20 protein-coding genes, 1 pseudogene and 1 other annotated feature are annotated in these 23098 nt (G+C 45.1%); of the genes and pseudogenes, 11 read left to right on the forward strand and 10 right to left on the reverse strand.

Annotation, left to right across the window (positions count from 1 at the left end; all coding sequences use genetic code 11):
* Positions 1-2: 2 nt before the first annotated feature.
* Positions 3-1286, forward strand: coding sequence for a BaiN/RdsA family NAD(P)/FAD-dependent oxidoreductase (locus tag J7I83_RS00365; protein WP_215098701.1), 1284 nt, complete (start codon positions 3-5; stop codon positions 1284-1286).
* Between the two features lie 350 nt (positions 1287-1636).
* Here the strand turns inward: J7I83_RS00365 and J7I83_RS00370 are convergent.
* From J7I83_RS00370 to J7I83_RS00385, 4 genes and pseudogenes are all read right to left on the reverse strand, one after another.
* Positions 1637-2050, reverse strand: a pseudogene (locus J7I83_RS00370) (transposase); the annotation flags it as partial.
* 630 nt (positions 2051-2680) lie between these two features.
* Positions 2681-5092, reverse strand: a complete 2412-nt coding sequence (leuS, locus tag J7I83_RS00375; RefSeq protein ID WP_215098702.1) for a leucine--tRNA ligase — start codon at positions 5090-5092, stop codon at positions 2681-2683.
* 41 nt (positions 5093-5133) lie between these two features.
* Positions 5134-5340, reverse strand: a binding site (T-box leader).
* A gap of 44 nt (positions 5341-5384) precedes the next feature.
* Positions 5385-6038, reverse strand: coding sequence for a 3-oxoacid CoA-transferase subunit B (locus tag J7I83_RS00380; protein WP_215098703.1), 654 nt, complete (start codon positions 6036-6038; stop codon positions 5385-5387).
* 18 nt (positions 6039-6056) lie between these two features.
* Entirely contained in the window at positions 6057-6749 is a 693-nt protein-coding gene (locus tag J7I83_RS00385) for a CoA transferase subunit A (RefSeq protein WP_215098704.1), read from the reverse strand.
* A gap of 151 nt (positions 6750-6900) precedes the next feature.
* Between J7I83_RS00385 and mnmL the strand changes: the two genes are divergently transcribed.
* From mnmL to J7I83_RS00400, 3 genes are all read left to right on the forward strand, one after another.
* Positions 6901-7878 (forward strand): tRNA modification radical SAM protein MnmL/YtqA, encoded by a 978-nt coding sequence (gene mnmL / locus J7I83_RS00390; protein ID WP_215098705.1) that lies wholly within the window; start codon positions 6901-6903, stop codon positions 7876-7878.
* Positions 7875-8438: a tRNA 5-(aminomethyl)-2-thiouridylate-methyltransferase MnmM gene (gene mnmM, locus J7I83_RS00395; protein WP_215098706.1), complete on the forward strand. Its 564-nt coding sequence runs from the start codon at positions 7875-7877 to the stop codon at positions 8436-8438. Before mnmL ends, mnmM begins: the two co-directional genes overlap by 4 nt.
* Before the next feature lie 186 nt (positions 8439-8624).
* Positions 8625-9074 (forward strand): SRPBCC family protein, encoded by a 450-nt coding sequence (locus J7I83_RS00400; RefSeq protein WP_215098707.1) that lies wholly within the window; start codon positions 8625-8627, stop codon positions 9072-9074.
* Between the two features lie 173 nt (positions 9075-9247).
* Here J7I83_RS00400 and J7I83_RS00405 read toward each other — a convergent pair whose 3' ends face one another.
* From J7I83_RS00405 to J7I83_RS00425, 5 genes are all read right to left on the reverse strand, one after another.
* Positions 9248-10240: a Gfo/Idh/MocA family protein gene (locus J7I83_RS00405; protein ID WP_215098708.1), complete on the reverse strand. Its 993-nt coding sequence runs from the start codon at positions 10238-10240 to the stop codon at positions 9248-9250.
* A gap of 176 nt (positions 10241-10416) precedes the next feature.
* A complete protein-coding gene (locus J7I83_RS00410; protein ID WP_483313400.1) occupies positions 10417-12273 on the reverse strand; it encodes a heavy metal translocating P-type ATPase in 1857 nt (618 codons plus the stop codon).
* Between the two features lie 448 nt (positions 12274-12721).
* Positions 12722-14014: an MFS transporter gene (locus tag J7I83_RS00415; RefSeq protein WP_215098709.1), complete on the reverse strand. Its 1293-nt coding sequence runs from the start codon at positions 14012-14014 to the stop codon at positions 12722-12724.
* Between the two features lie 54 nt (positions 14015-14068).
* Positions 14069-14488, reverse strand: a complete 420-nt coding sequence (locus J7I83_RS00420; RefSeq protein ID WP_215098710.1) for a universal stress protein — start codon at positions 14486-14488, stop codon at positions 14069-14071.
* 21 nt (positions 14489-14509) lie between these two features.
* Entirely contained in the window at positions 14510-15973 is a 1464-nt protein-coding gene (locus J7I83_RS00425; RefSeq protein ID WP_215098711.1) for a SulP family inorganic anion transporter, read from the reverse strand.
* A gap of 170 nt (positions 15974-16143) precedes the next feature.
* Between J7I83_RS00425 and J7I83_RS00430 the strand changes: the two genes are divergently transcribed.
* Complete coding sequence (locus J7I83_RS00430; protein WP_215098712.1) at positions 16144-16686, forward strand: recombinase family protein; 543 nt, start codon at positions 16144-16146, stop codon at positions 16684-16686.
* A 31-nt stretch (positions 16687-16717) separates the two neighbouring features.
* Positions 16718-18607 (forward strand): LTA synthase family protein, encoded by a 1890-nt coding sequence (locus tag J7I83_RS00435; protein ID WP_215098713.1) that lies wholly within the window; start codon positions 16718-16720, stop codon positions 18605-18607.
* 40 nt (positions 18608-18647) lie between these two features.
* On the opposite strand, the gene J7I83_RS00440 is transcribed toward J7I83_RS00435, so the two are convergent.
* Complete coding sequence (locus J7I83_RS00440; protein ID WP_215098714.1) at positions 18648-19055, reverse strand: universal stress protein; 408 nt, start codon at positions 19053-19055, stop codon at positions 18648-18650.
* A gap of 153 nt (positions 19056-19208) precedes the next feature.
* Between J7I83_RS00440 and J7I83_RS00445 the strand changes: the two genes are divergently transcribed.
* The 5 genes from J7I83_RS00445 to pyk form a co-directional block, all read left to right on the forward strand.
* Positions 19209-19391 carry a helix-turn-helix domain-containing protein gene (locus J7I83_RS00445; RefSeq protein WP_215098715.1) on the forward strand — a complete coding sequence of 61 codons (183 nt, stop codon included), beginning with the start codon at positions 19209-19211 and terminating at the stop codon, positions 19389-19391.
* Positions 19392-19452: 61 nt separating this feature from the next.
* Positions 19453-20913, forward strand: a complete 1461-nt coding sequence (locus J7I83_RS00450) for a SulP family inorganic anion transporter (RefSeq protein ID WP_215098716.1) — start codon at positions 19453-19455, stop codon at positions 20911-20913.
* A 20-nt stretch (positions 20914-20933) separates the two neighbouring features.
* The gene (locus tag J7I83_RS00455; RefSeq protein WP_215098717.1) at positions 20934-21800 is read left to right on the forward strand and encodes a patatin-like phospholipase family protein; all 867 of its coding nucleotides are present in this window, start codon (positions 20934-20936) and stop codon (positions 21798-21800) included.
* A gap of 57 nt (positions 21801-21857) precedes the next feature.
* Positions 21858-22250 (forward strand): universal stress protein, encoded by a 393-nt coding sequence (locus J7I83_RS00460; RefSeq protein WP_215098718.1) that lies wholly within the window; start codon positions 21858-21860, stop codon positions 22248-22250.
* Between the two features lie 89 nt (positions 22251-22339).
* Positions 22340-23098: pyruvate kinase (gene pyk, locus J7I83_RS00465; protein WP_215098719.1), on the forward strand; the 759-nt coding region annotated here is incomplete at its 3' end.

The following is a 23098-nucleotide window of genomic DNA, read 5'->3' on the forward strand; positions in this document are numbered from 1 at the left end:
TTATGTATGACGTTATAATTATCGGCGGGGGTCCCTCCGGCTTAATGGCATCAATTGCCGCAGCTTCCAACAACCAAAAGGTTTTGTTGATCGAAAAAGGAAAGAAATTAGGGAAAAAGTTAATCATTTCCGGTGGTGGCCGCTGCAACGTGACCAACCGCCTGCCTCTTGACGAAATTGTGAAACATATTCCGGGGAACGGCCGTTTTCTGCACAGCCCGTTTTCCGTATTCAATAACGAAGACATCATTTCCTTTTTCGAAGGCCTTGGCGTCGCTTTAAAGGAAGAAGATCATGGCCGGATGTTCCCGGTCTCCAACCGTGCACAGGATGTGGCCGACGCCATGTTCAAGGAAATGGACCGGCTGAACGTTACGGTGTTGCTCGATTCACCCGTTAAAAAACTATTGATGACCGATGAACATATAACAGGCGCTCGGCTTCACACAGGCGAAGAATACACAGCCAAAGCAATCGTCGTGGCAGTTGGCGGCAAGGCAGTACCGCAAACCGGCTCTACAGGAGATGGCTACCCGTGGGCGGAAAAAGCGGGACACACCGTCACCGACCTCTACCCGACCGAGGTCCCATTGCTGTCGAAGGAAGCTTTTATCGTCAGCCGGGAACTTCAGGGACTGGCGCTGCGTGACGCAGCCGTGACGGTTCTGAACAAAAAAGGCAAGGTGCTCGTGACGCATCAGATGGACATGCTGTTCACCCATTTCGGATTGAGCGGACCCGCTGTATTGCGCTGCAGCCAGTATGTCGTCAAAGAAATGAAGAAAAACGGCGGACAGCCGGTAGAAATGCGCATCAATTCCCTGCCGGATGAAAATGTGGAATCCGCTTTTCAGCTGCTCGTTAAGATGATGAAGGATGAACCGAAAAAATCAGTGAAAAATGTCTGGAAGAGTTTAGCACAAGAACGGTGGCTGCTGTTCCTTTTGGGACGTGTGGATATCGATCCTCAATTGACCGGCCCGGAACTGCCAAGTGATAAAGTGCGGGCATTTGCGCAGCAGTTGACCGCCTTTACGATGTTTGTAAACGGCACACAGCCGATTGAAAAGGCCTTTGTCACTGGAGGCGGCGTTTCCATCAAAGAAATCGAACCGAAGACAATGGCTTCTAAAAAGAAACCGGGCTTGTATTTCTGCGGCGAAATCCTGGATATCCATGGCTATACCGGCGGCTACAACATCACTTCTGCACTCGTGACGGGCAACGTCGCCGGCCAAAGTGCAGCGCGATTCGCGAAGGAAAGCCAGGTAGAAAGCGGAGTTTAAGCGGCCACATGCAAGCACCACTGATTCTATGTAATTATTTGAAGAAATCGTTCCAGGCGGACGCTTTCTTATCTGCAGTCAAGTTTTTTCTCGTAGTTTATTAAAAAATAGAGGGAGTGGGCTGAGGAACGATTGCTTTTCGTTCCGGTGCACGCTTTCCGCGGGCTCGCGCCCAAGCCTCCTCGTCCACTTCGTTCCCTGCGGGGTCTCGGTCGTCTCGCTATTCCCGCAGGAGTCATGCACCTGCACTACAAGCTATCTGATCGTGCCAAAAAGGGCATGCCAAAAAAACCTGGCGATTCCTGTTTTTTTCACCAGGTTTTCTGTGCTATAGTGAAAGGGAATTGTGTTTACGAAGCTTTGCCGGATTCGTACTGGTAAAGAAGCCCGTGGCGAATAAGGTGAAATGCAACTTTCACGAACTTATTCACACAGGCGATCACTGCAACCTGATGGGGCTTTCCATTGGGTTGCTTTTTTAATTGGTCGTAATGGTCGGCAATGGTGTTGTGCGTTTTTTTGCGGAGGGAAATCATGGTCCGCAGCCGCTTGTTTCCCCGTTTATTGATTTTGTCCTGGTACTGGAGTTTGTCCGACTGATGGCGACGGATGTCGATGCCGATATACGCGTTAAGTTGCTTGGCATTCTGAAACCGGCGGATGTCACCAAGTTCTGCGATGATCTGGACAGCAGTTTGATCCCCAATTCCAGGGAATGACCTAAGCACCTGAAATTCCACTCGATCTTGCGATAAGGCCACCATGGCACTTTTTCCCATACTGACGTCAAACGCAATCACATACTTCATCCTTTTCCTCCTGTTCTGTTTTCATAGAAGCCTTCACAGTGCCTTATCGATTCCACTTTCTTATACGGTCTCTCGGGACCCAACATACTAACCTGATTCGGATAAGGGTGTGAAGCGAGTCGGTTTCCTGGTTCGGATTCTCAGATCCCCGCGTCCTCACGACTTCACTCCACTTCTACAAAAAAATAGTAGCACAAACCATGGCCATGGTTTGTGCTACTAATGTTAGTATGTTTCCACGGGCTGGGCGGAGCAAGAAAACGGGTGTTTTCCCGGCTTCTTGCGGGAGCCTTGCCTAAAGCGGCAGAAGCTGTTTGAAAAATACAAATTTTTAAAATCTAAGCCTATAGACAAAAAGAGAGACAAACTGGCAAGTTGCCAGTCTGTCTCTCTTTTTATTATTCATATTTTGTAGGCCTGCCTTAAGCCTGTCGGGGCTACCGGAAGACTCCGCTTTTCTTTTTGTCCAGACTCCGTCTTCCAGCCCCTCGGGGTCTTAAGTCTGCCCGGCTGTGCGGCAAAATGCACCGCTTCGCCAGACCGCCTTAAGCCTGTCGGGGCTACCGGAAGACTCCGCTTTTCTTTTTACCCTACTACAATGTTGACCAATTTCCCTGGGATGACGATGACTTTGCGTACTTGTTTGCCATCTGCTGCTTTTTGGACATGTTCGTCCGCGAGCGCTGCCGTTTCCAGCTGTTCTTTCGTGCTGTCTTTGGCGATCGTCAGCTTGGTTTTCACTTTGCCGTTCACTTGCACCACGACTTCTACGACATCATCGACCAATTTCGACTCATCGTATTGCGGCCAGTTTTCGTAAGCGACTGATCCTTCGTGGCCCAATTTCTCCCATAGCTCTTCTGCTACGTGAGGTGCGATCGGCGACAGCAATTTCACAAAGCCTTCCACATATTGTTTCGGGATCGAATCGACTTTATAGCCTTCGTTGATAAAGACCATCATTTGCGAAATGGCTGTGTTGAAACGCATTCCTTCGAAATCGTCCGTCACTTTTTTAACGGTTTGGTGATAAATTTTCTCCAGCTTGCCGTCGTTGGCATCGGTGACTTTTGCACTCAATTGCTCTTCGTCCATCAACAGGCGCCAAACGCGGTCAAGGAACCGGCGGGAGCCGTCCAAGCCGTTTGTCGACCAGGCAATCGAAGCTTCCAGAGGACCCATAAACATTTCGTACATGCGCAATGTATCTGCTCCGTGGCTTTCGATGATCTGGTCCGGGTTGACGACATTACCTTTTGATTTCGACATCTTCTCATTGCCTTCACCCAAAATCATCCCTTGGTTGAACAGCTTCTGGAAGGGTTCTTTAGTCGATACCACACCAATATCATAAAGCACTTTATGCCAGAAACGTGCGTACAACAAATGAAGCACGGCGTGTTCGGCTCCGCCGATATAGACATCAACCGGCAACCAGCGTTTCAACAGTTCCGGATCGGCCAGCCTTTCGTCATTGTTTGGATCGATAAAGCGCAGGTAATACCAGCAGCTGCCTGCCCATTGCGGCATCGTGTTGGTTTCGCGGCGCCCTTTCATGCCGGTTTCAGGATGGACGATATTGACCCATTCGTCGATATTGGCAAGCGGTGATTCACCGGTGCCGCTCGGTTTGATATCTGTCGTCACTGGCAACATCAATGGCAGGTCTTTATCTTCAACCGGTGTCATCGTGCCATCTTCCCAGTGGATGATTGGAATCGGCTCGCCCCAGTAACGCTGACGGCTGAACAGCCAATCGCGCAGACGGAACGTGATTTTCTTTTCGCCAACCTGTTTGTCAACCAGCCAGTCGATGGCTTTTTCAATGGCATCTTTTTTATTCAAGCCGTTAAGGAAATCAGAATTGATCAATTCCCCGTCGCCCGCGTATGCTTCTTCTTCAATATTGCCACCTGAAACGACTTCCACAATCGGCAAATTGAATTGCTTGGCAAACTCGTAATCGCGCTCGTCATGAGCGGGGACTGCCATGATCGCGCCTGTCCCGTAAGTAGCCAGGACATAATCGGCAATCCAGATCGGCATTTTTTCGCCGCTGGCTGGATTGGTCGCGTAAGCACCTGTGAAGACACCTGATTTGTCTTTCGCCAAATCGGTGCGCTCCAAATCACTTTTCGTCTTGACGTCATCAATGTATTTTTCGACAGCTTGTTTTTGTTCAGTTGTCGTAATAGCTGCCACCAATTTATGTTCAGGAGCCAATACAGCATAAGTCGCGCCGAAAATCGTATCTGGGCGTGTCGTGAATGCACGGAAAGAATGCTCCGTATCAGCAACCTGGAATTCCATTTCCGCCCCTTCAGATTTGCCGATCCAGTTGCGTTGCATATCTTTCAGGCTCTCCGGCCAATCAAGATCATCCAAATCTTCAAGCAGACGATCTGCATAATTAGTGATGCGAAGCACCCATTGGCGCATCGGGCGGCGTTCGACCGGATGGCCGCCACGTTCTGATTTGCCGTCGATCACTTCTTCGTTGGCCAAAACCGTGCCAAGTGCAGGACACCAGTTGACTGCTACTTCATCTACATAAGCAAGGCCTTTATTGTACAATTGGATGAAAATCCATTGCGTCCATTTATAGTAGGAAGGATCCGTTGTATTGATTTCGCGGTCCCAGTCATAGGAAAATCCAAGTTCCTGGATCTGGCGCTTGAACGTCGCAATATTTTTAGCAGTGAATTCTGCCGGATCATTTCCAGTATCCAGTGCATATTGCTCTGCCGGAAGACCGAATGCATCCCAGCCCATCGGATGAAGGACGTTATAGCCCTGCATGCGTTTTACACGGCTCAAAATATCCGTAGCCGTATAGCCTTCCGGATGTCCGACATGAAGCCCGGCGCCTGAAGGATATGGGAACATGTCCAATGCATAGAATTTCGGCTTGGATGGATCATCCACCATTTTGAACGTTTTGTTGTCTTGCCAATATTTCTGCCATTTTTTCTCAACTAGCTTGTGCTTGAATGTCATTTCCTGTTCCTCCTCAAAATAAAAACTCCCGTCCCTCATAAATAAGGGACGGGAGTTTTCCCGCGGTACCACCCAAATTAGCGACTGCTCGCTCAACTTGACTCCTTAACGCGGAAAACGGTGTATCTTACTTGGTTTCACATACACGGACTCCAAGGCGAGTTCAATTGTGTGTTTTGCCGGCTTGCACCATCCGCCGGCTCTCTGTGGAAAACACACAAACTACTAGTCCTCTTCACTGTCATTGGTTATTGTCTTCATTTTAGACGAATCGCCGTTTTTTGGCAATAGCCTATGAGACTTTGACATTGTCCGTATTCAACGACGCATCGGTCGAGTCGATGATATCCTGAACCGTGAAGCCTTCGAATACCTCCGTCAAAACGAGCCCTGCATCTGTCACTTCAATCACAGCGCGTTCTGTGATGATTTTATTGACCACGCCTTTTCCTGTCAGCGGCAAATCGCATTGTTTCTTGATTTTGGCTGAACCGTCCTTGGAAACATGATCCATAATGACGATGACTTTTTTAGCGCCATGGACCAGATCCATCGCACCGCCCATGCCCTTGATCATTTTGCCTGGAATCATCCAGTTTGCCAAATCACCATTTTCAGCCACTTCCATGCCGCCGAGAATCGCCACATCAATGTGGCCGCCGCGGATCATTGCGAAAGACTCAGCGCTGGTAAAGAACGCAGATCCTGGAATAGTGGTAACTGTTTCTTTTCCGGCATTGATCAAGTCTGGATCCACCTGATCTTCTGTCGGATAAGGCCCAATTCCCAAAAGTCCATTTTCTGATTGAAGCACGACACTTTTGTTTTCGGAAATGAAATTGGCAACCAGGGTCGGCATGCCGATTCCCAGGTTCACGTAATCGCCGTCCTTGATTTCTTTCTCGGCCCGTTTTGCAATTCGTTCTCTAACTAATTGTTTGTCCACGATTTTCTCCACCCTTTCCTAAACAGTGCGCGTCGTTAAACGTTCAATCCGTTTTTCCTGATCTGCCTGAAGCAAGCCCTGAACATAAATACTTGGTGTCTGAACATGGTTCGGATCGATATCGCCGATTTCCACGATTTCTTCCACTTCCGCGATGGTGACCCGTCCAGCGGCTGCAGCCAGCGGATTAAAGTTCTGTGCCGTTTTGTTGTAAACCAAGTTGCCCATCTTATCGGCCTGATATGCCCGTACGAGCGCAAAGTCAGCTTTTAAAGCATGTTCAAGAACATGCTCTTTGCCATCAAATTCACGGATTTCCTTGCCTTCTGCAACCGTTGTTCCCACGCCGGCCGGTGTAAAGAATGCAGGAATCCCCGCTCCGCCTGCGCGCATTTTTTCAGCAAGTGTTCCTTGCGGCGTCAATTCCACTTCGATTTCGCCCGATAACACCTGGCGCTCGAACTCTTTGTTTTCGCCTACATAAGAACCGATCATTTTTTTAATCTGTTTGTTTTTCAATAACAGGCCCAAACCCCACTCGTCCACTCCACAATTATTGGAAATGACGGTCAGGTCGGTGACCCCTTTATCAACAAGTGCCAAAATCAACTGTTCAGGTATTCCCACTAATCCGAACCCGCCTACCATAATCGTAGCGCCGTCCTGAATCTGTTCAACTGCTTCTTTTGCAGAACTGTAAATCGGTTTCATTCCATTATGCCTCCTCTACCTTATCAACTGAAAATCGATTAATAAAACGCTTCCATTTCAATTTAAACAAACTATTGATGTAAACGCAATATTCTTAATAAATAGGGTCTGTATTGTCGGTCATTGTTGCCAGTTTTGTCGACATGCTACAATGTTGAAAGAGGAGTTGTTTGGAGTGAATACAGAGTTTCCTTTTTCATCTGATGGAAAACGCTACTATACATGGAATCGCCACTTGCGTGACCATTTCGGCTTTAAGGTCATGAAAATCGCTCTGGATGCGGGCTTTGATTGCCCGAATCGTGACGGCACGGTCGCACACGGGGGCTGCACGTTTTGCAGTGTTGCAGGTTCCGGTGATTTTGCCGGTGACCGTGTGGATTCGATTCCTGAGCAATTCGACAAAATAAAAGAAAAAATGCACCGAAAATGGAAAGATGCCAAATATATGGCTTATTTTCAGGCTTATACCAATACACATGCTCCGTTGCCGGTCATCAAGGAAAAATTTGAAGCGGCACTGGCGCAAGAGAATGTCATCGGCTTAAGCATCGCTACGCGCCCCGACTGCCTGCCGGATGATGTTGTCGATTACTTGGCGGAACTGAACGAACGGACATACTTGTGGGTAGAGTTAGGCCTTCAAACTGTCCATGAACGGACAGCCCTGCTGGTCAACCGCGCCCATGATTTCGAGGCATATGTCGAAGGGGTCACGAAATTGCGCAAGCGTGGTATCCGGGTCTGTACCCACATCATCAACGGTTTGCCGCTGGAAGACCGGGACATGATGATGGAGACCGCCCGTGAAGTGGCCAAGCTCGATGTGCAAGGCATCAAGATTCACTTGCTCCATTTATTGAAAGGCACACCGATGGTCAAGCAATACGAAAAAGGAATGGTCGAATTTCTGGAAAAACAGGAATACATCAATTTGGTGGCGGACCAGCTCGAAGTGCTGCCGCCTGAGATGGTTGTCCAGCGCATCACCGGCGACGGTCCCATCGACCTGATGATTGGCCCGATGTGGAGCGCCAATAAATGGGAAGTTCTGAACGGCATTGACGCTGAATTAGAGCGCCGTGAGAGCTGGCAGGGAAAATCAGCTGCAGGGAGCGTGACGCTATGACACTGCAGCGTGTTTTGCCTTATACAAAGTTTCTTCTCGAGCAGACCATTTCACAAGGAGACTGCGTGGTCGACGGCACCGCCGGCAACGGCCATGACACCCATTTCCTTGCCGGATTGACCGGGGCCACAGGAAAAGTATTTGCCTTTGATATCCAGGAAGAAGCGATCCGAGCGACCACTGAACGGGTCAAGGAGTTCCAGCATGTCAAGCTCGTCCATGACAGCCACGCCAAAATCAAGGATTACGTCACCCAGCCGATTTCAGCAGCTGTCTTCAATCTCGGCTATTTACCGAAAGGCGACCACAGTATCATCACAAAAGCGCAGAGCACCTTGTCAGCCCTCGAACAATGTCTGGAGCTTCTGACAATCCATGGCTTGCTGTTGGTCGTGGTGTACAGCGGCCATGAAGGGGGCAGCGAAGAACGCGATGCTGTCCTGGAATTCGTATCCGCGCTGCCGCAAAAATCATTCGACGTCCTGAAATACGAATTCATCAACCAACAGCATTCACCGCCTTTCCTGTTGGCGGTTGAGAAAAAGCAGGCGAACAAATAAAAATGCGCCTTCGAGATATAATTTATAATCATGCAAATGCTGAGCATATTTCAATACCATCTTTCCCCTTATTTAAAACGCAAACTGAGGAGTAAAAACTTGTGGAAAAAGATTTTGCACTTCATTGATTTCCTCGTAGTATAATGAAACTGAAATAATCTTACAATTTGGGAGGCGAATGAACGCATGGCGAACACAAAACAGACCATCTTCATCAATGCTCCACTTGAAAAAGTCTTTTACTATACCATCAATCCTGAAAACTGGGCACATTTCTATAATAATTTGGCTTCTCCAAAAAAAATTGACGGTAACGGCGAGCTCGGAACCGTGGTTGAAGCGGATTACGCCATCATGGGCATGCATTTTCTGGAAACCATTCAAGTCACTGAATGCGAAATTACGGGCAGTACCGCAAAATGGACCGGCATGCTAAGCGGAAGCTTCAATGCCAAACATTCAAGTTATTACGAAGCAAAAGACTCAGGTACTGAGCTTACCTTTGAAATCGAAAGCTATATCCCCGATGACCTGTTCGGAAAAATTACAGACCAGCTCATCTACGAACGGCTAGGCCGAATTTCCGCCGCCCATACCCTGAAAAACATCAAAGTGATATGTGAAAGTTCGGAATAGGCAAAAGAAAGATTCGCTTCCGAAAACAGTAGAAAAGCACAGCCGGCTATAAAATGCCGGCTGTGCTTTTCTACTGTCAATCAGATTCTGCGTAATGCTGATTTACCTTGTCTTATTCCATACCTCCAAGACCACAAACAAAATACGGTAAAAACAAGAAGGTATTTAGTATTTTATGAAAGACTATCTAAGATCCGGTCGCAAAGTGCCATCGTTTTAACATTGTCGCGTGCATTCGATAAGGGCTTCTCGCCTGTGCTGCAGCATTCAAGGAAATGGGACATTTCACCAACAAATCCCCGAAGGTACAGGTCCCGGTAGGCTCCGGACATCGGTGTTGCGGATGGCTTATAATGGATGTCCGCTTCTTCGATTGATTGCCATGGCTGTTCTTCATGATGCTGTGATTTGTGGATGGTCAATGCATTGATTTCATCTGCAAAAGCGAATCCTTCATCGAATGTCACCGTGATATTCTCACTCTCGCGCGTCCAGGCGGTCATGCCGCTGAAATACAGGCTGCCAACAACGCCCGTTTCAAACTTCAATGAAATGCTATGTGAAATAAACTCTTCACTGCTGTTTTTGAAACCTTTTACTTCCACCACTTCACCGAACAAGAACCGCACAAGATCCACCATATCGAGCGCTGCAAATTTCATGAACTGCTCGTCATTCTCGCAAAACAATGTGCTATCGACAGCAAAACGCGCCTGGAAAGAACGCGCAGTGCCGAGCGTTCCGCTATCAATCACTTCTTTGAGTTTTTGGTAAATTGGCGCATAGCGCTTCATAAACCCAACCATCACCTGTACTCCGCCCGTTTCAGCTGCTTTTGCAATTTCCGCCGCTTCCGCATCAGACATGCCAAGGGGTTTTTCGACAAAGACATTTTTTCCTGCCTTGATGCAGTCCAGAACGAGTGAAGCATGGTCTTCGGGCTGGGCAACGACCACCACACCTGCACATTCTTCCGTTTCCAGCATACGCCTGTAATCATCATAAGCGCCGCCCTCGCTCCCCATTCGCTGAAGCGTATTCCGGGATCGCTCGAAACTGCGCGTGGCAATCGCTTGGATTTCCGCTCCCGCTTCAATTGCCGCTGGGTAAATATTCGTCGTTGAATGTAAGCCAGCCCCAATAAAACAAATTTTAGCTTTTTTCATATGACCTCTCCTTTTTACTTCATATCATAAACCACCCAGTTGAAAAAAGCCTTCTTTCCACAAAAAAACACCAATTTCCTATTGCCAGTAGGAAATCGGCGTTTTCATTTAACGAGGCTAAACGATCGGTAAACCATCCATCAAACTGCCCCGCAAAATTCTCACTATTACATATCTTACGCTTTTAGCAGCTTGGCATTGATGGCGACAATAACGGTACTCAGGCTCATGAAGACTGCACCGATTGCCGGGCTGATTATAATTCCCCAAGGCGCCAGGACACCTGCAGCCAGTGGGATGGCAACAATATTATAGCCGGTCGCCCACCATAAATTCTGGACCATTTTCCGGTAGGTTTTTTTGGACAGGTCGATGAGTGTCACGACATCGTTCGGATTGCTCCTCACAAGCACCACATCGGCCGTTTCCATCGCTACATCCGTTCCAGCTCCGATGGCAATTCCAAGATCGGCTGTTGCAAGTGCCGGTGCATCGTTCACACCATCTCCTGTCATCGCCACTCTCAATCCTTTTTCTTTGATCTTCTTGATTTGATTGGCTTTGTCATCTGGCAGCACTTCCGCATAGACTTCATCGATGCCTACTTGCTTCGCTACCCAATCTGCCACTTTCTGATTATCACCAGTCAGCATAATTGAATGAATGCCTTTTGCCTTAAGGGCCGCCACAGCTTCTTTTGCTGTTTCCCGGACAATATCAGCCAAAGCAATCATACCGGCAAGCTGATCTTCCACAAGAACGAAGACAACCGTTTTTCCTTCTTCTGATAATCTATTAAACTGATTCTGATTGTAGCTTAACCCATTGCTGTTCACATAACCTGGACTGACAACGTTGACTTTTTTCCCGTCCACAGTCCCTTGGATGCCTTTCCCGGTAATCGATTCGAAATCGCTCACTTGGCCGATCGAGACTTCTTTTTGTTTGGCGGATGTAACGATGCCTGCAGCAATCGGATGCTCTGAATTTTGTTCAATCGCCGCTGCCAATTGCAGCAACTCTTCATCAGTATAGCCGCTTTCAGAAACAATATCCGTCACACCGAATTCCCCTTTTGTCAGTGTGCCGGTTTTGTCGAACACCACCGCATCCAGATTCCGTGCTCCTTCGAAATCCGCACGGTTCCGGATCAGGAGCCCCTTTTTTGCAGAAATCGAAGTGGAGACGGCAACTACCAACGGCGCTGCCAGACCCAAAGCATGAGGACAGGTGATGACCATAACCGTAACCATCCGCTCAATGGCGATATCAAACGAGTACCCAAACGACAGCCACGCGAATAAAGTGACAAATCCGGCCACTAAAGCCAAATAAAACAGCCACTTGGCAGCACGATTGGTCAAATCCTGTGTTCTGGATTTGGATTCCTGTGCTTCTTTTACCATCGTGATGACTTGGGACAAATACGATTCTTCCCCTGTTTTCTCTACTTCGATAACTAGAGATCCCTCTTTGTTCACCGATCCCCCAATGACACCATCACCTTCTGTTTTATCGATAGGTACGGACTCTCCTGTCAGCATCGATTCATCGATTGTTGACTTTCCTTCCATGATCAATCCATCAACTGGAATTTTTTCACCCGGTTTTACCAGTACCCGGTCCTTATTGCGGATCTCGGATAATGGGACTTCCTGGACTTGATTATGTTCGTCCAATTTATGTGCGTCGCTCGGCATCAATTTCACCAATTGCTCCAAAGCATTCGAAGCACCCATAATGGAACGCATTTCAATCCAATGGCCGAGCAGCATGATGACGACAAGTGTTGCTAGTTCCCAATAAAGCTGATTGCCGTCCCAGCCGAAGACCACCAATGTACTATAGCTATAGGCAATGGTGATAGCCAAAGCAATTAATGTCATCATACCGGGATTTTTATCTTTCAACTCGCCGATGCCCCCGGTTAAAAATGGCCAGCCTCCATAAAAGAACACAATAGTCGATAAGGCAAATAAAATATACAGATCGTTCTCAAAACGCCAGTCGACTCCCATGAAATGCTGAATCATCGGAGACAATGCCAAAATCGGAATAGTAAGAGCTAATGAGACAAAAAAGCGCTTTTTGAAATCTTCCACCATGTCCTCATGTCCCTGATGCTCATGAGAGCCGTTCCCTGTGGATTCAGGATGAGCCTCCTCTTCCTGAATCGTTGTTTCATCGTGATGCTTGGTGTGATTATGGTGTTTTCCTTTATTCTGTTCCAATGGGACCACCCCTTTTCTGTTATCCAGATTTTTTACTTGTATTATAAAATCAAATTATCGAGAATCTATGCAGAAATTTCTTCTTGGGAGGTTCTGTTTATTTCCCTGCCAACGCGCAATTGCAATTCCATTGAATACTTCCCTATAAAAATACCCCGAAAGTTAGTTTTTCAACTCTAACTCTCGGGGTGCATCATAGTTTTTTCTCTTCAAATATAGCTCCTGTATTGTTTAGCTGTAGAATAATCAGTTACATCGCTTCTAAATGCTCTTTTTTCGGTGGCTTTGCCAGCAAAGCGGCAAATATGCCAAGGAACGGGAAAATCATGATCCCCCACAGCACTTCTTCATATCCGCCAAAGAAATCAAAGAACAAGCCGAACGGAAGCGGACCGAGTGCAGAACCCACTACCATAATGGCCATAGAGATGCCTGTGATGCTGCCAAGGTATTGGCGGCCGAAATAATTGGGCCACACGACGCTGAGGGTAACCCGTTCGATGCCCAGCATAAAGCCCCATACGACAGCAAAAAGAATCGCTCCTGAAAATACATCAGCTTCTTTCAGCAGGAAGATTGACGCGATTTCCCCTGCAAAAACCGCTGCCAGCATCCACTGCACCCGAATTTTATCGAGCAGGTATCCTGCCAGAAAAGTGACCGGAAACCCGATGACTGCCATCAGGCTCAAGACAGTCGCTGCAGTTTCCGGAGCTAGTGACTGAATCGAAAAGATGGAAACCAGATGGAAAGTCATACCCGTATTGACTAATGCAGGAACAGCGACACAAAACAGCAGCAGCCAGAAGGTACGGGTCTTCCTCGCTTCTTTCACAGTCCAGCTGATGTCTGAAGACAATTGCTTTTGATGCTCCTGCTTGCTTAAAGACGGTCCATTATCCGGGCTTAAGCCAATATCTTCCGGACGGTTCCGGATAAACAAGAATGCCAAAGGTGTAAAAATAAGGATAATGGAAGCCCCTAGGATTTGCCAGGCAGTCCGCCAGCCATATGCTTCAATGAGCCATACGTTGATCAGCGGAAAAGCCGCAGAACCGATCATACCGCCAAGCGCCGCCAAACTAAGCGCACGGCCCCGTCTTTGGATAAACCATTGCGGTACCAACGCATTTGGAACAAGCGACATCGATCCTTGGCCAAACAGCCGGATAGCGAAAAAACCGATGAACAGCATCGCTGAGTTGACCACCATGCTATTGAATACACTGGCCGCCGCCAGAAGGATCGATACAATGATCGCCATTTTACGGGCGCCTATACGATCGATCATCCTGCCTACGATAAACAGCAGGAAACCAGCAAGCAGTGTCGCTGAGGAATAGATACCGGAAACTGCTGAGCGGCTCCAGCCGAATTCTTCGATGTAGTAGTCGATAAATATGGCATTTGAATAGGTTTGCCCCGGCCCCGAGAAGAAGTGAGACAGTCCCGCAAGAACGACAATCAGCCAGCCGTAATAAAATGGTGTGTAGATCACGCCTTCTTTATTGATCATTTTTTGTCTTCCAGTTGTTCTATGCATTACTGCCCTCCTCCAAAGAAAAAAGAGCCCTTTTAGAGCTCTTTTGTTCTTCTATTATTTTACAATCAAAACTGGACAATTTGCACGTTTTACTACTTTATGGCTGACACTGCCCAGAACCATTTCCTGCAGCCCGTTCAACCCGCGGCTGCCGATGATCAGAATATCGAATTTTTCCTTATTGGCATATTCGACAATTGCTGGACCCGGTGTGCCGTGAAGGATTTCCACCTTGTACTTCACTTGTCCAGCTGCCAATGTTTCTTCAATGGGCTGAATTTTTTTTCTGCGTTTAAGATCCAGCTCCATTGAACTGCCGCTGTGCAGCACTTCATTTTTTGCATTAGCGTGATCCGCTACAAATACAATGGTTACCTGAGCATCCGGTGAAGGCGCTGCGATTTTGACTGCTTGTTTCGCTGCGCGGATTGAATGATCAGACCCATCTACAGCCAGCAATACTTTTTTGTACATCTTTCAACACTCCCTAGAATTTTAATGGGTTGGCAACTTTGCATTCTTACTATTGAATATAGCTAACTTATCGACCAGTTTTTTACTGCCGGAATCCAGTCCCTCAAGTATAACCTCATTGCCGTTTTCTTTAAACTTCAAGACGACACGATCAATCGCGCCTACACCTGAATCGTCCCAGACATGAGCGTCAGTAAAGTCAATTATTACATTTTCATTTTCAATTGAATAATCGAATTTCTCTAGGAAATCTTCAACTGAAGCAAAGAATAGCTGACCTTCTACACTATATCTCGGAGTAGCATTTTCCATTCGTTTCTTCACTTCGATCTTCGAAATTTTTGCGACAAAGAAGATGGCGCTCAAGAGCACTCCAGCAATTACTCCGATCGATAAATCATGTGTGTAAACAACGATGAGAACGGTCAATACCATTACCGCTGCATCCGTTCTTGGTGCTTTCTTCAAATAAGTGAAAGAAGACCAATCAAAAGTTCCGATGGCAACCATAATCATTATACCTACAAGAACCGGCATTGGGATTTGAACGACCAGATCCCCGAGAACAATAATCAGGAAAATCAAAAATACGCCTGAAACCAAAGTGGAAAGTCTTCCGCGTCCACCGGATTTTATGTTGATAACTGATTGTCCAATCATCGCACAGCCTGCCATCCCGCCGAAGAAACCGGTAACGAAGTTGGCAATACCCTGTCCACGTGATTCTTTGTTTTTGTCACTTCCTGTACCTGTCATATCATCTACAATTGATGCAGTCAGCAAGGATTCCAAAAGACCCACAATCGCTAAGGCCAGTGAGTATGGCAATACGATCATAATTGTTTCAATTGAGAAAGGCACATCAGGGATTAGGAATGATGGAAGCGACTTTGTGATCGCACCTAAATCTCCCACCGTCCGCAATTCGAAGCCGGAATAGATGGCTACTGCTGTCAGAAGAACCAAAGCGATCAATGGCGCAGGGACAGACTTTAAAAATCTTGGGACAATATAAACAATTGCCAGTGTAATTGCTACAAAAATATAAGTGGTGTTGTTAATACCCACAAAATGCGGCACCTGCGCCATGAAAATCAAAATGGCTAATGCGTTGACGAATCCGATCATGACAGCTCGCGGAATGAACTTCATCACTTTCGCTACCTTGAAAACTCCAAACAGTACTTGAATGACACCCGTTAATATAGTGGCTGCAAGCAAATACTCAACGCCGTGATCTCTCACAAGCGGCACCATCAATAAGGCCATAGCGCCAGTAGCTGCTGAAATCATTCCTGGGCGACCGCCAATAAATGCGATTATCACCGATATAAGGAAAGATGCATAAAGACCTACCATCGGATCGACTCCCGCGATGATGGAAAAGGCGATAGCTTCTGGAATCAGCGCTAAAGCGACAACAATACCAGCCAAGACATCTCCCCGAACATTTGAAAACCATTCTGCTTTAATCTTCTTTAACACGTTATCTTGCTCCTCTTATTTATTATTTTTCCTCCATAACACTCCTAGCCCTGTTATAGGCAATGAAAACAGTTTATCACCATTTTTCCTAAATGAGAACCTTTTTGGAACGTTTTTTATGTAAATTTATGTTATGATGATTCAAGCTTATAATGATAGGAGAAATCAACTTGATAATTGGCTATGCAAGACCTACAGAAAAAGATGTAAATTGTAAAAATCAAATTTCGTTGTTGGAACAATACGGTTGCACTGACTTTTATATAGAAGAACATCCTTCTCCCCAAAAAAGAGTGCAACTCATTAAAATGATGTCAATACTTGGAGAAAATGATTTAATTATTGTCGAGAAACTCCATTCCTTTGCTGATTCCACTCGACATTTGGTGGAACTGTTAAATGAGCTTAACCGTAGGAAGGCTTTTCTCTTATCCCTTAAAGAAGGCATTGACACTAGAAAGCCGATGGATCACTCATTTCTTGAAATCGTCCAGTCAATAGTGGAACTTCAAAGTGACACAATTAGCCAAAAAACAAAAATTGGAATGAATGAAGCCAAACAAAAGGGCATTGTTTCTGGTAGACCTCGGAAACCTGACGAAAATATAAAAAAAGCAATTGAAATGTACAATAGTAAACAATTTAATTTAGCTGAAATTAAAGAAAAGACCGGCATTAGTAAATCCACTCTCTATCGTTATCTAGAGAATTAAGTACTGGTGAATTTAAAAAAGGAGAAATTTTATGTTAAAAAAAGAATGGCCTAAACACACAGTAGTGGCAATCGCCATCATTGCCACTTGGTTAAAAACTTATATCGCTTATCAAACGGGCTTCTCGATTACGATTGATAATATTATGCAGGAAGTTATCCTGTTTCTCAGTCCACTAAGCTTACTTCTTTTCTTATACGGACTGTCACTGTTCTTTAAAAAGCAAAAAAATAAAAACCGGTATTTGCTGGTAATGACATTGATCACATCAATAATTTTATATGGGAATATAGCTTTTTACCGATTTTTCAGCGACTTTATCACTTTGCCAGTGTTATTCCAAACTGATAATTTTGGAGATTTAGGCTCAAGTGCTGCAGCAAGTATTTATGCTACAGATATTCTGTACTTTAGTGATTTCATCTTGGTATTGGCTGCGATTAAATTGTTGAAGATCAAAGAGGAAAACAACATATCTCGAAACAGCCATCGAAGAGCCTATTTCGTGCTTTCTTCCGCAGTTTTATTTTTAAATCTCGGCTTGGCGGAAGCCGAACGGCCACAATTGCTGACACGCGGTTTTGACCGGGAAATGCTGGTTAAGAACTTAGGTATGTACAACTACCATTTATATGATATTTACATCCAATCTAAATCCCAAGCACAACGAGCATTTGCAGATGGATCAGAGCTGACTGAGGTTCATAGCTACGTTCGATCCAACCAAATTGAATCCTCTGAAGAAATGTTCGGAGTTGCCGAAGGCAAGAACTTGATCGTCGTGACGCTTGAATCGATGCAGACATTCACTATTAATGAAAAAATGAACGGCCAGACGATCACACCGTTCCTTAATGAACTGACGGAAGACGAAGACACAGTTTATTTCCCTAACTTTTATCATCAAAGCGGTCTGGGCAAAACTTCTGATTCTGAGTTCTTGCTTGAGAATTCTCTTTATCCGTTAAGCGGTGGAGCCGTATTCTTTACACACGCTGGAAATACCTATAATTCAATGGCAGAAAAACTTGGGAACCAAGGGTATGCGACAAACGTCCAGCATGCCAACAACAAAAGTTTTTGGAATCGCGACATGATGTATGAATCATTGGGAATTGATGAATTCCTCGATATTCAAAGTTATACGGTCGGAGAAGGCCAGGCAGTCAACTGGGGAATGAAAGATATTCCATTTTTTGAACAGTCTGTTGCCCATATGGCAGAGATGCCGCAGCCATTCTACAGCCGGTTGATCACACTGACCAACCACCATCCTTTCACTTTGGATCCGCAAGACAAACTGATTGACGAGTTCGACTCCAATTCAGGTACACTTAACCGCTTTTTCCAGACAACTCGTTACCTGGACGAAGCCTTAAAAGAGTTGTTTGAAGATCTGAAAGAACAAGGTCTTTACGAAGATTCGATAATAGTTATGTATGGAGACCATTACGGCATTTCAGAAAACCATAACGAAGCGATGGCCCAATACCTTGGAAAAGAGATTACGCCTTATGAGTCAGCTCAGCTTCAGCGGGTTCCCCTCTTCGTGCATATTCCGGGTTCAGGAAAAGGCCACGTAAATGAAGAAGTTGGCGGCCAAATTGACATGCGCCCAACTATTCTTAATTTGATGGGAATTGAATCTGACACAGATATGCAGTTTGGCAGTGATTTGTTTTCAGAAGAACATGAAGAGTTCGCTATTTTCCGTGATGGACGCTTTGTCACAGATGAGTATGTATATGCAGGAAATACTTGTTATGAAAATGGTTCTGGACAGGAAATTGACCAAGAGCTGTGCGCTCCTTATGTTGAGCAGGCTCTGACCGAGCTTAATTATTCAGAAGAAGTCATCAATGGCGATCTATTACGATTTTACAATAAAGACACTGGTCAACTGGAAATTACTGAGGAATAAAAAAGGAGTGCAGCTGCACTCCTTTTTTATTTGCCATCATTTACTTTACTATCAGAACAGGACATTTTGTTCGTTTAACCACTTTATGGCTGACGCTCCCTAAAATCATTTCCTGCAGACCGTTTAGCCCCCTGCTTCCAATAACTAAAATATCAAAGGCATTATCATTTACAAAATTGACAATCGATGGTCCCGGTTCTCCTGATATGAATTCAAGTTCGTATGAAATTTTTGATGCCATTAAAAATTCCTCTGTTCCTTTTAGTCTTTCTTTGGTCAGCCGAACTTCTTTGCCAACCTCAGTTAAATCTTCTTTTGACTTTGAAGAACCTGCCACAAACAGAACCGTAACTTTTCCCTGGTATAGCGCTGCTAATCGGACGGCTTGCTGCGCCGCTCTTTCAGCATGAGCAGATCCATCTGAAGCCAATAAAATATTCTTATACACAATATTTTCCCCCCAACCAATTTGTAATCGCTTCCATTTTTCTGAATAAATCGAATTAAGACTAACCTGTTGATATAAGTCCCCTTTTATTATAATCTAATACAGTGCTTTATAATAGATTATACTAAATTATAACCGAATGGAGACTTTCTAATGGATAAAGAGATTATGACCGTTGCTCAAGTAGCGGAGTACTTACAATTAAGTGAAATGACTACCTATAAATTAGTTCAACAAGGAACATTGCCTGCTTTTAAAATCGGAAGCCACTGGCGGATCGACAAAGAAGATTTGCATGAATACATTGAAAAGCTTAAAAGAGGAGAACGTTTATAAAGAAATTGATTTCTGTGAGAGTCAGGAATCGCCAAAAAAATAGAAGAGAAAGAGGTATTGTATGTCAATAACAGCTATAAAAGAACAATGGTTTGGAAATGTTAGAGGAGACGTTCTCGCAGGGATTGTAGTAGCGTTAGCGCTGCTTCCGGAAGCCATCGCATTCTCAATAATCGCCGGAGTTGATCCGATGGTTGGTTTATACGCTTCATTTTGTATTGCCATCGTCATTGCATTTGTCGGCGGAAGACCCGGAATGATTTCAGGAGCTACCGGAGCCATGGCATTATTAATGATCACCTTGATCGCGGAACATGGTCTCCAATATTTGTTAGCTACAACAATCTTAACAGGCATTTTGCAGATTTTATTCGGAGTCTTTAAACTGGCTCGGGTGATGAAATTTATCCCGCGTTCCGTAATGATCGGCTTTGTCAATGCACTTGCTATTTTGATCTTCACTTCACAATTGCAGCATTTCGTTGGTGAAACATGGATCATGTTTGCCTTGGTTGGATTAACTTTAGCAATCATTTACATCCTGCCACGCTTTACTACAGCCATCCCTTCTACATTAGTCGCAATTGTTGTAGTAACGGCTATGGCAATCTTCATGAATTTCGGTGTCCGCAGTGTCGGTGATATGGGTAACTTAACTCAAGCCCTGCCATTATTCCTGATTCCCGATATTCCGGTGAACTTTGAAACTTTGGCAATTATTTTCCCATATGCCTTAGCTTTAACAGTAGTAGGAATTTTGGAGTCCCTCCTGACTGCTACAATCGTGGATGACATGACTGATACAGAAAGCGATAAAAACAAAGAAAGCCGCGGCCAAGGCATCGCGAATATCGTCACTGGATTCTTTGGCGGTATGGCTGGATGTGCGATGATCGGACAATCCGTCATTAATGTAAAATCTGGTGGTTCCGGAAGGTTATCATCCTTAGTTGCTGGTATTTTCCTCATGGCGATCATTATTTTCGCTGGTGGAATTGTCGTTCAAATTCCTATGGCGGCACTTGCCGGCGTCATGATTATGGTTGCCATTGGTACTTTCGATTGGACTTCATTAAAAAATATCTACAGAATTCCTAAAACTGATGCTGCAATCATGATCGTGACCGTCTTCACTGTAGTGTACACGCACAACTTGGCTTATGGTGTTTTGGCTGGTGTACTGCTAAGCATGATTTTCTTTGCAGCTAAAATCTCAAAGGTACATGTTGATTCTTATCTTTCCGAAAATGATGATAAGCGCAGCTACAAAATACAAGGCCCCTTGTTCTTTGCATCGGTATCCGAGTTCATGGAAAAAATCGATTTTAAAGAAGAGTTGAAAGAAGTCGAATTTGATCTGACTGCCTCCCACCTATGGGATGATTCAGCAATCGGTGCTTTGGACAAAGTCGAAAGCAAATTCGAACAAGCAGGCGTGAAAGTAACCTTTATTGGAATGAACAAAGAAAGTTCAAAACTGCATAACAAGATCGGCGGGTTATCCAAAAATTCCGGTCATTAATAGGAATAGGAGGAGTCAGCATGTTTGATCATGGATTGGTATTGGAAGGCGGCGGAATGCGCGGAGTTTATACCGCTGGTGTGCTTGAATATTTTATGGAAAAGGATCAGTATTTTCCTTATGTCATAGGCGTGTCAGCTGGTGCCTGCAATGCCGCTTCCTACCTTTCAAGACAACCCGGACGCAATAAATCGGTAACGATCGATTATGTAAAGCATCCGGACTATATCTCAATGCGAAACTTAGTTGTAAAGAAAGAACTTTTTGGGATGGATTTAATATTTGATCAAATACCCAATAAGCTGGTTCCGTTTGATTTTGAAGCTTTTGGCTCTTCTAAAGAACAATTCATCATCGGAACCACAGATTGCCTGACCGGCAAACCTGTCTATTTTGAGAAAAAAGAATGTGCCCCAGATATTCTTTCCATCATTCGTGCTTCGAGCTCTCTGCCATTTATGGCAAAGCCAGTTAACCATCAAGGAAGTTTCTTGATGGATGGTGGGATAGCAGACCCGATTCCCATTCAAAAAGCATTAACGGATGGTGTTCAAAAGAGTGTTATTGTCTTAACGAAAGCCAAAGGGTACCGAAAAAAACGATCTGTTTTTTCAAGAACTTCGCGGTATTTCTATAAAGAATATATTGGTCTCAACCATGCCATGGAAACGCGATGGAAAGTATACAATGATACTTTAGATGAAATTGAACGATTGGAAGATGCCGGAAAAGTTTTTGTCATCAGACCCCAAGAAAACTTTAAAGTGAAGCGTGCTGAACGTGATCCTGAAAAGCTTGAACATATGCACAAACAGGGCTATGCTGATGCTCAACACACTTACGAATCTATGATGAACTGGCTGCAAGCAAGCTCTATAAAGCAATAAGCAAACAGAAAATGATACTGTGCACCCATTATCCAGACAAAAAAAGGAGGAAATAAAATGACAACCAAACTCTTATTAGCTTCAGACGGATCCCATCACGCACACCGTGCAGCTGAGGAAGCCATTAAATTAGCCAAAATCAATGAATCCGAAATCATCATCGCTTATGTAAGCAGCGACGATAGCGATAATAAAGGTGAAGTACACCCCGATATCCAAAATAAATTACAGGAAACGCAAAACTTGATAAAACAGGCTTCTTTAACTTATCAGGTGAAAGTTCTTCATGGAGATCCTGCAGATGCAATCTCCGATTATGCAAACGCGAATGCGTTTGAATTTCTTGTGATAGGAAGCCGTGGATTAAACAAAATGCAGGAAATGGTCATGGGCAGTGTCAGTTACGAAGTGATGAAGCTGGCAAAATGTCCGGTACTGGTAGTCAAATAAAGAATGATGTCTACGTATAGAATTACAAAAAAATGTAGACCACAGCCCTATCCAGAACTATCTTACGAAAAAACTATGGGGTGAGTTTATTGAGGAAAACGAAAATTGTCTGCACAATCGGACCTGCAAGTGAAACACCTGAACTGCTTGAACGCTTAATCGAAGCGGGCATGAACGTTGCCCGCCTGAACTTTTCACACGGCAACCACGAAGAACATGCGCTGCGCATCAAACGGATTCGCGAAGCGGCCGAAAAAACCGGTAAGATTGTCGGCATTCTGCTGGATACAAAGGGCCCGGAAATTCGTACCCATCAAATGGAAAACGATTCGATTGAATTGGTGACGGGCCAGAAAATCGAAGTGTCCATGACTGAAGTGTTGGGGACTGCCGAGCGGTTCTCAATCACCTATGAACAGTTGATTGAAGACGTGGATACTGGATCGGTCATCCTGTTGGATGATGGCTTGATTGAATTGCGTGTGGTGAGCCTAGACAAGGAAAATGGCATTATTCATACAACTGTTGAAAATGCCGGTACATTGAAAAGCAAAAAAGGCGTCAACGTGCCAGGGGTTTCGGTTCAATTGCCGGGGATCACGGAAAAAGATACACAGGATATTTTGTTTGGCATTGAACAAAACGTTGATTTTGTCGCGGCTTCATTTGTCAGAAGAAGTTCGGATGTTATGGAAATTCGTGGCTTGCTTGAAAAGAACAATGGCGCGCACATCCAAATCATTCCAAAAATCGAGAACCAAGAAGGCGTAGACAATATTGATGAAATCATCATGGTTTCTGATGGCTTGATGGTCGCACGTGGCGATCTGGGCGTGGAAATTCCACCG

It is taken from the genome of Planococcus sp. ISL-110 (assembly GCF_018613575.1).
Taxonomy (GTDB): Bacteria; Bacillota; Bacilli; order Bacillales_A; family Planococcaceae; genus Planococcus.

What these genes read in the sequence shown, in the direction of transcription:
- J7I83_RS00460 (WP_215098718.1), top strand. Translation starts at nt 21,858, where the DNA reads ATGACAACCAAACTCTTATTAGCTTCAGACGGATCCCATCACGCACAC.
- J7I83_RS00450 (WP_215098716.1), top strand. Translation starts at nt 19,453, where the DNA reads ATGTCAATAACAGCTATAAAAGAACAATGGTTTGGAAATGTTAGAGGA.
- mnmM (WP_215098706.1), top strand. Translation starts at nt 7,875, where the DNA reads ATGACACTGCAGCGTGTTTTGCCTTATACAAAGTTTCTTCTCGAGCAG.
- leuS (WP_215098702.1), bottom strand. Translation starts at nt 5,092, where the DNA reads ATGACATTCAAGCACAAGCTAGTTGAGAAAAAATGGCAGAAATATTGG.
- J7I83_RS00420 (WP_215098710.1), bottom strand. Translation starts at nt 14,488, where the DNA reads ATGTACAAAAAAGTATTGCTGGCTGTAGATGGGTCTGATCATTCAATC.
- J7I83_RS00410 (WP_483313400.1), bottom strand. Translation starts at nt 12,273, where the DNA reads ATGATTCAGCATTTCATGGGAGTCGACTGGCGTTTTGAGAACGATCTG.
- J7I83_RS00445 (WP_215098715.1), top strand. Translation starts at nt 19,209, where the DNA reads ATGGATAAAGAGATTATGACCGTTGCTCAAGTAGCGGAGTACTTACAA.
- J7I83_RS00435 (WP_215098713.1), top strand. Translation starts at nt 16,718, where the DNA reads ATGTTAAAAAAAGAATGGCCTAAACACACAGTAGTGGCAATCGCCATC.
- J7I83_RS00365 (WP_215098701.1), top strand. Translation starts at nt 3, where the DNA reads ATGTATGACGTTATAATTATCGGCGGGGGTCCCTCCGGCTTAATGGCA.
- J7I83_RS00385 (WP_215098704.1), bottom strand. Translation starts at nt 6,749, where the DNA reads ATGAAACCGATTTACAGTTCTGCAAAAGAAGCAGTTGAACAGATTCAG.
- J7I83_RS00400 (WP_215098707.1), top strand. Translation starts at nt 8,625, where the DNA reads ATGGCGAACACAAAACAGACCATCTTCATCAATGCTCCACTTGAAAAA.
- J7I83_RS00405 (WP_215098708.1), bottom strand. Translation starts at nt 10,240, where the DNA reads ATGAAAAAAGCTAAAATTTGTTTTATTGGGGCTGGCTTACATTCAACG.
- J7I83_RS00455 (WP_215098717.1), top strand. Translation starts at nt 20,934, where the DNA reads ATGTTTGATCATGGATTGGTATTGGAAGGCGGCGGAATGCGCGGAGTT.
- mnmL (WP_215098705.1), top strand. Translation starts at nt 6,901, where the DNA reads ATGTTGAAAGAGGAGTTGTTTGGAGTGAATACAGAGTTTCCTTTTTCA.
- J7I83_RS00415 (WP_215098709.1), bottom strand. Translation starts at nt 14,014, where the DNA reads ATGCATAGAACAACTGGAAGACAAAAAATGATCAATAAAGAAGGCGTG.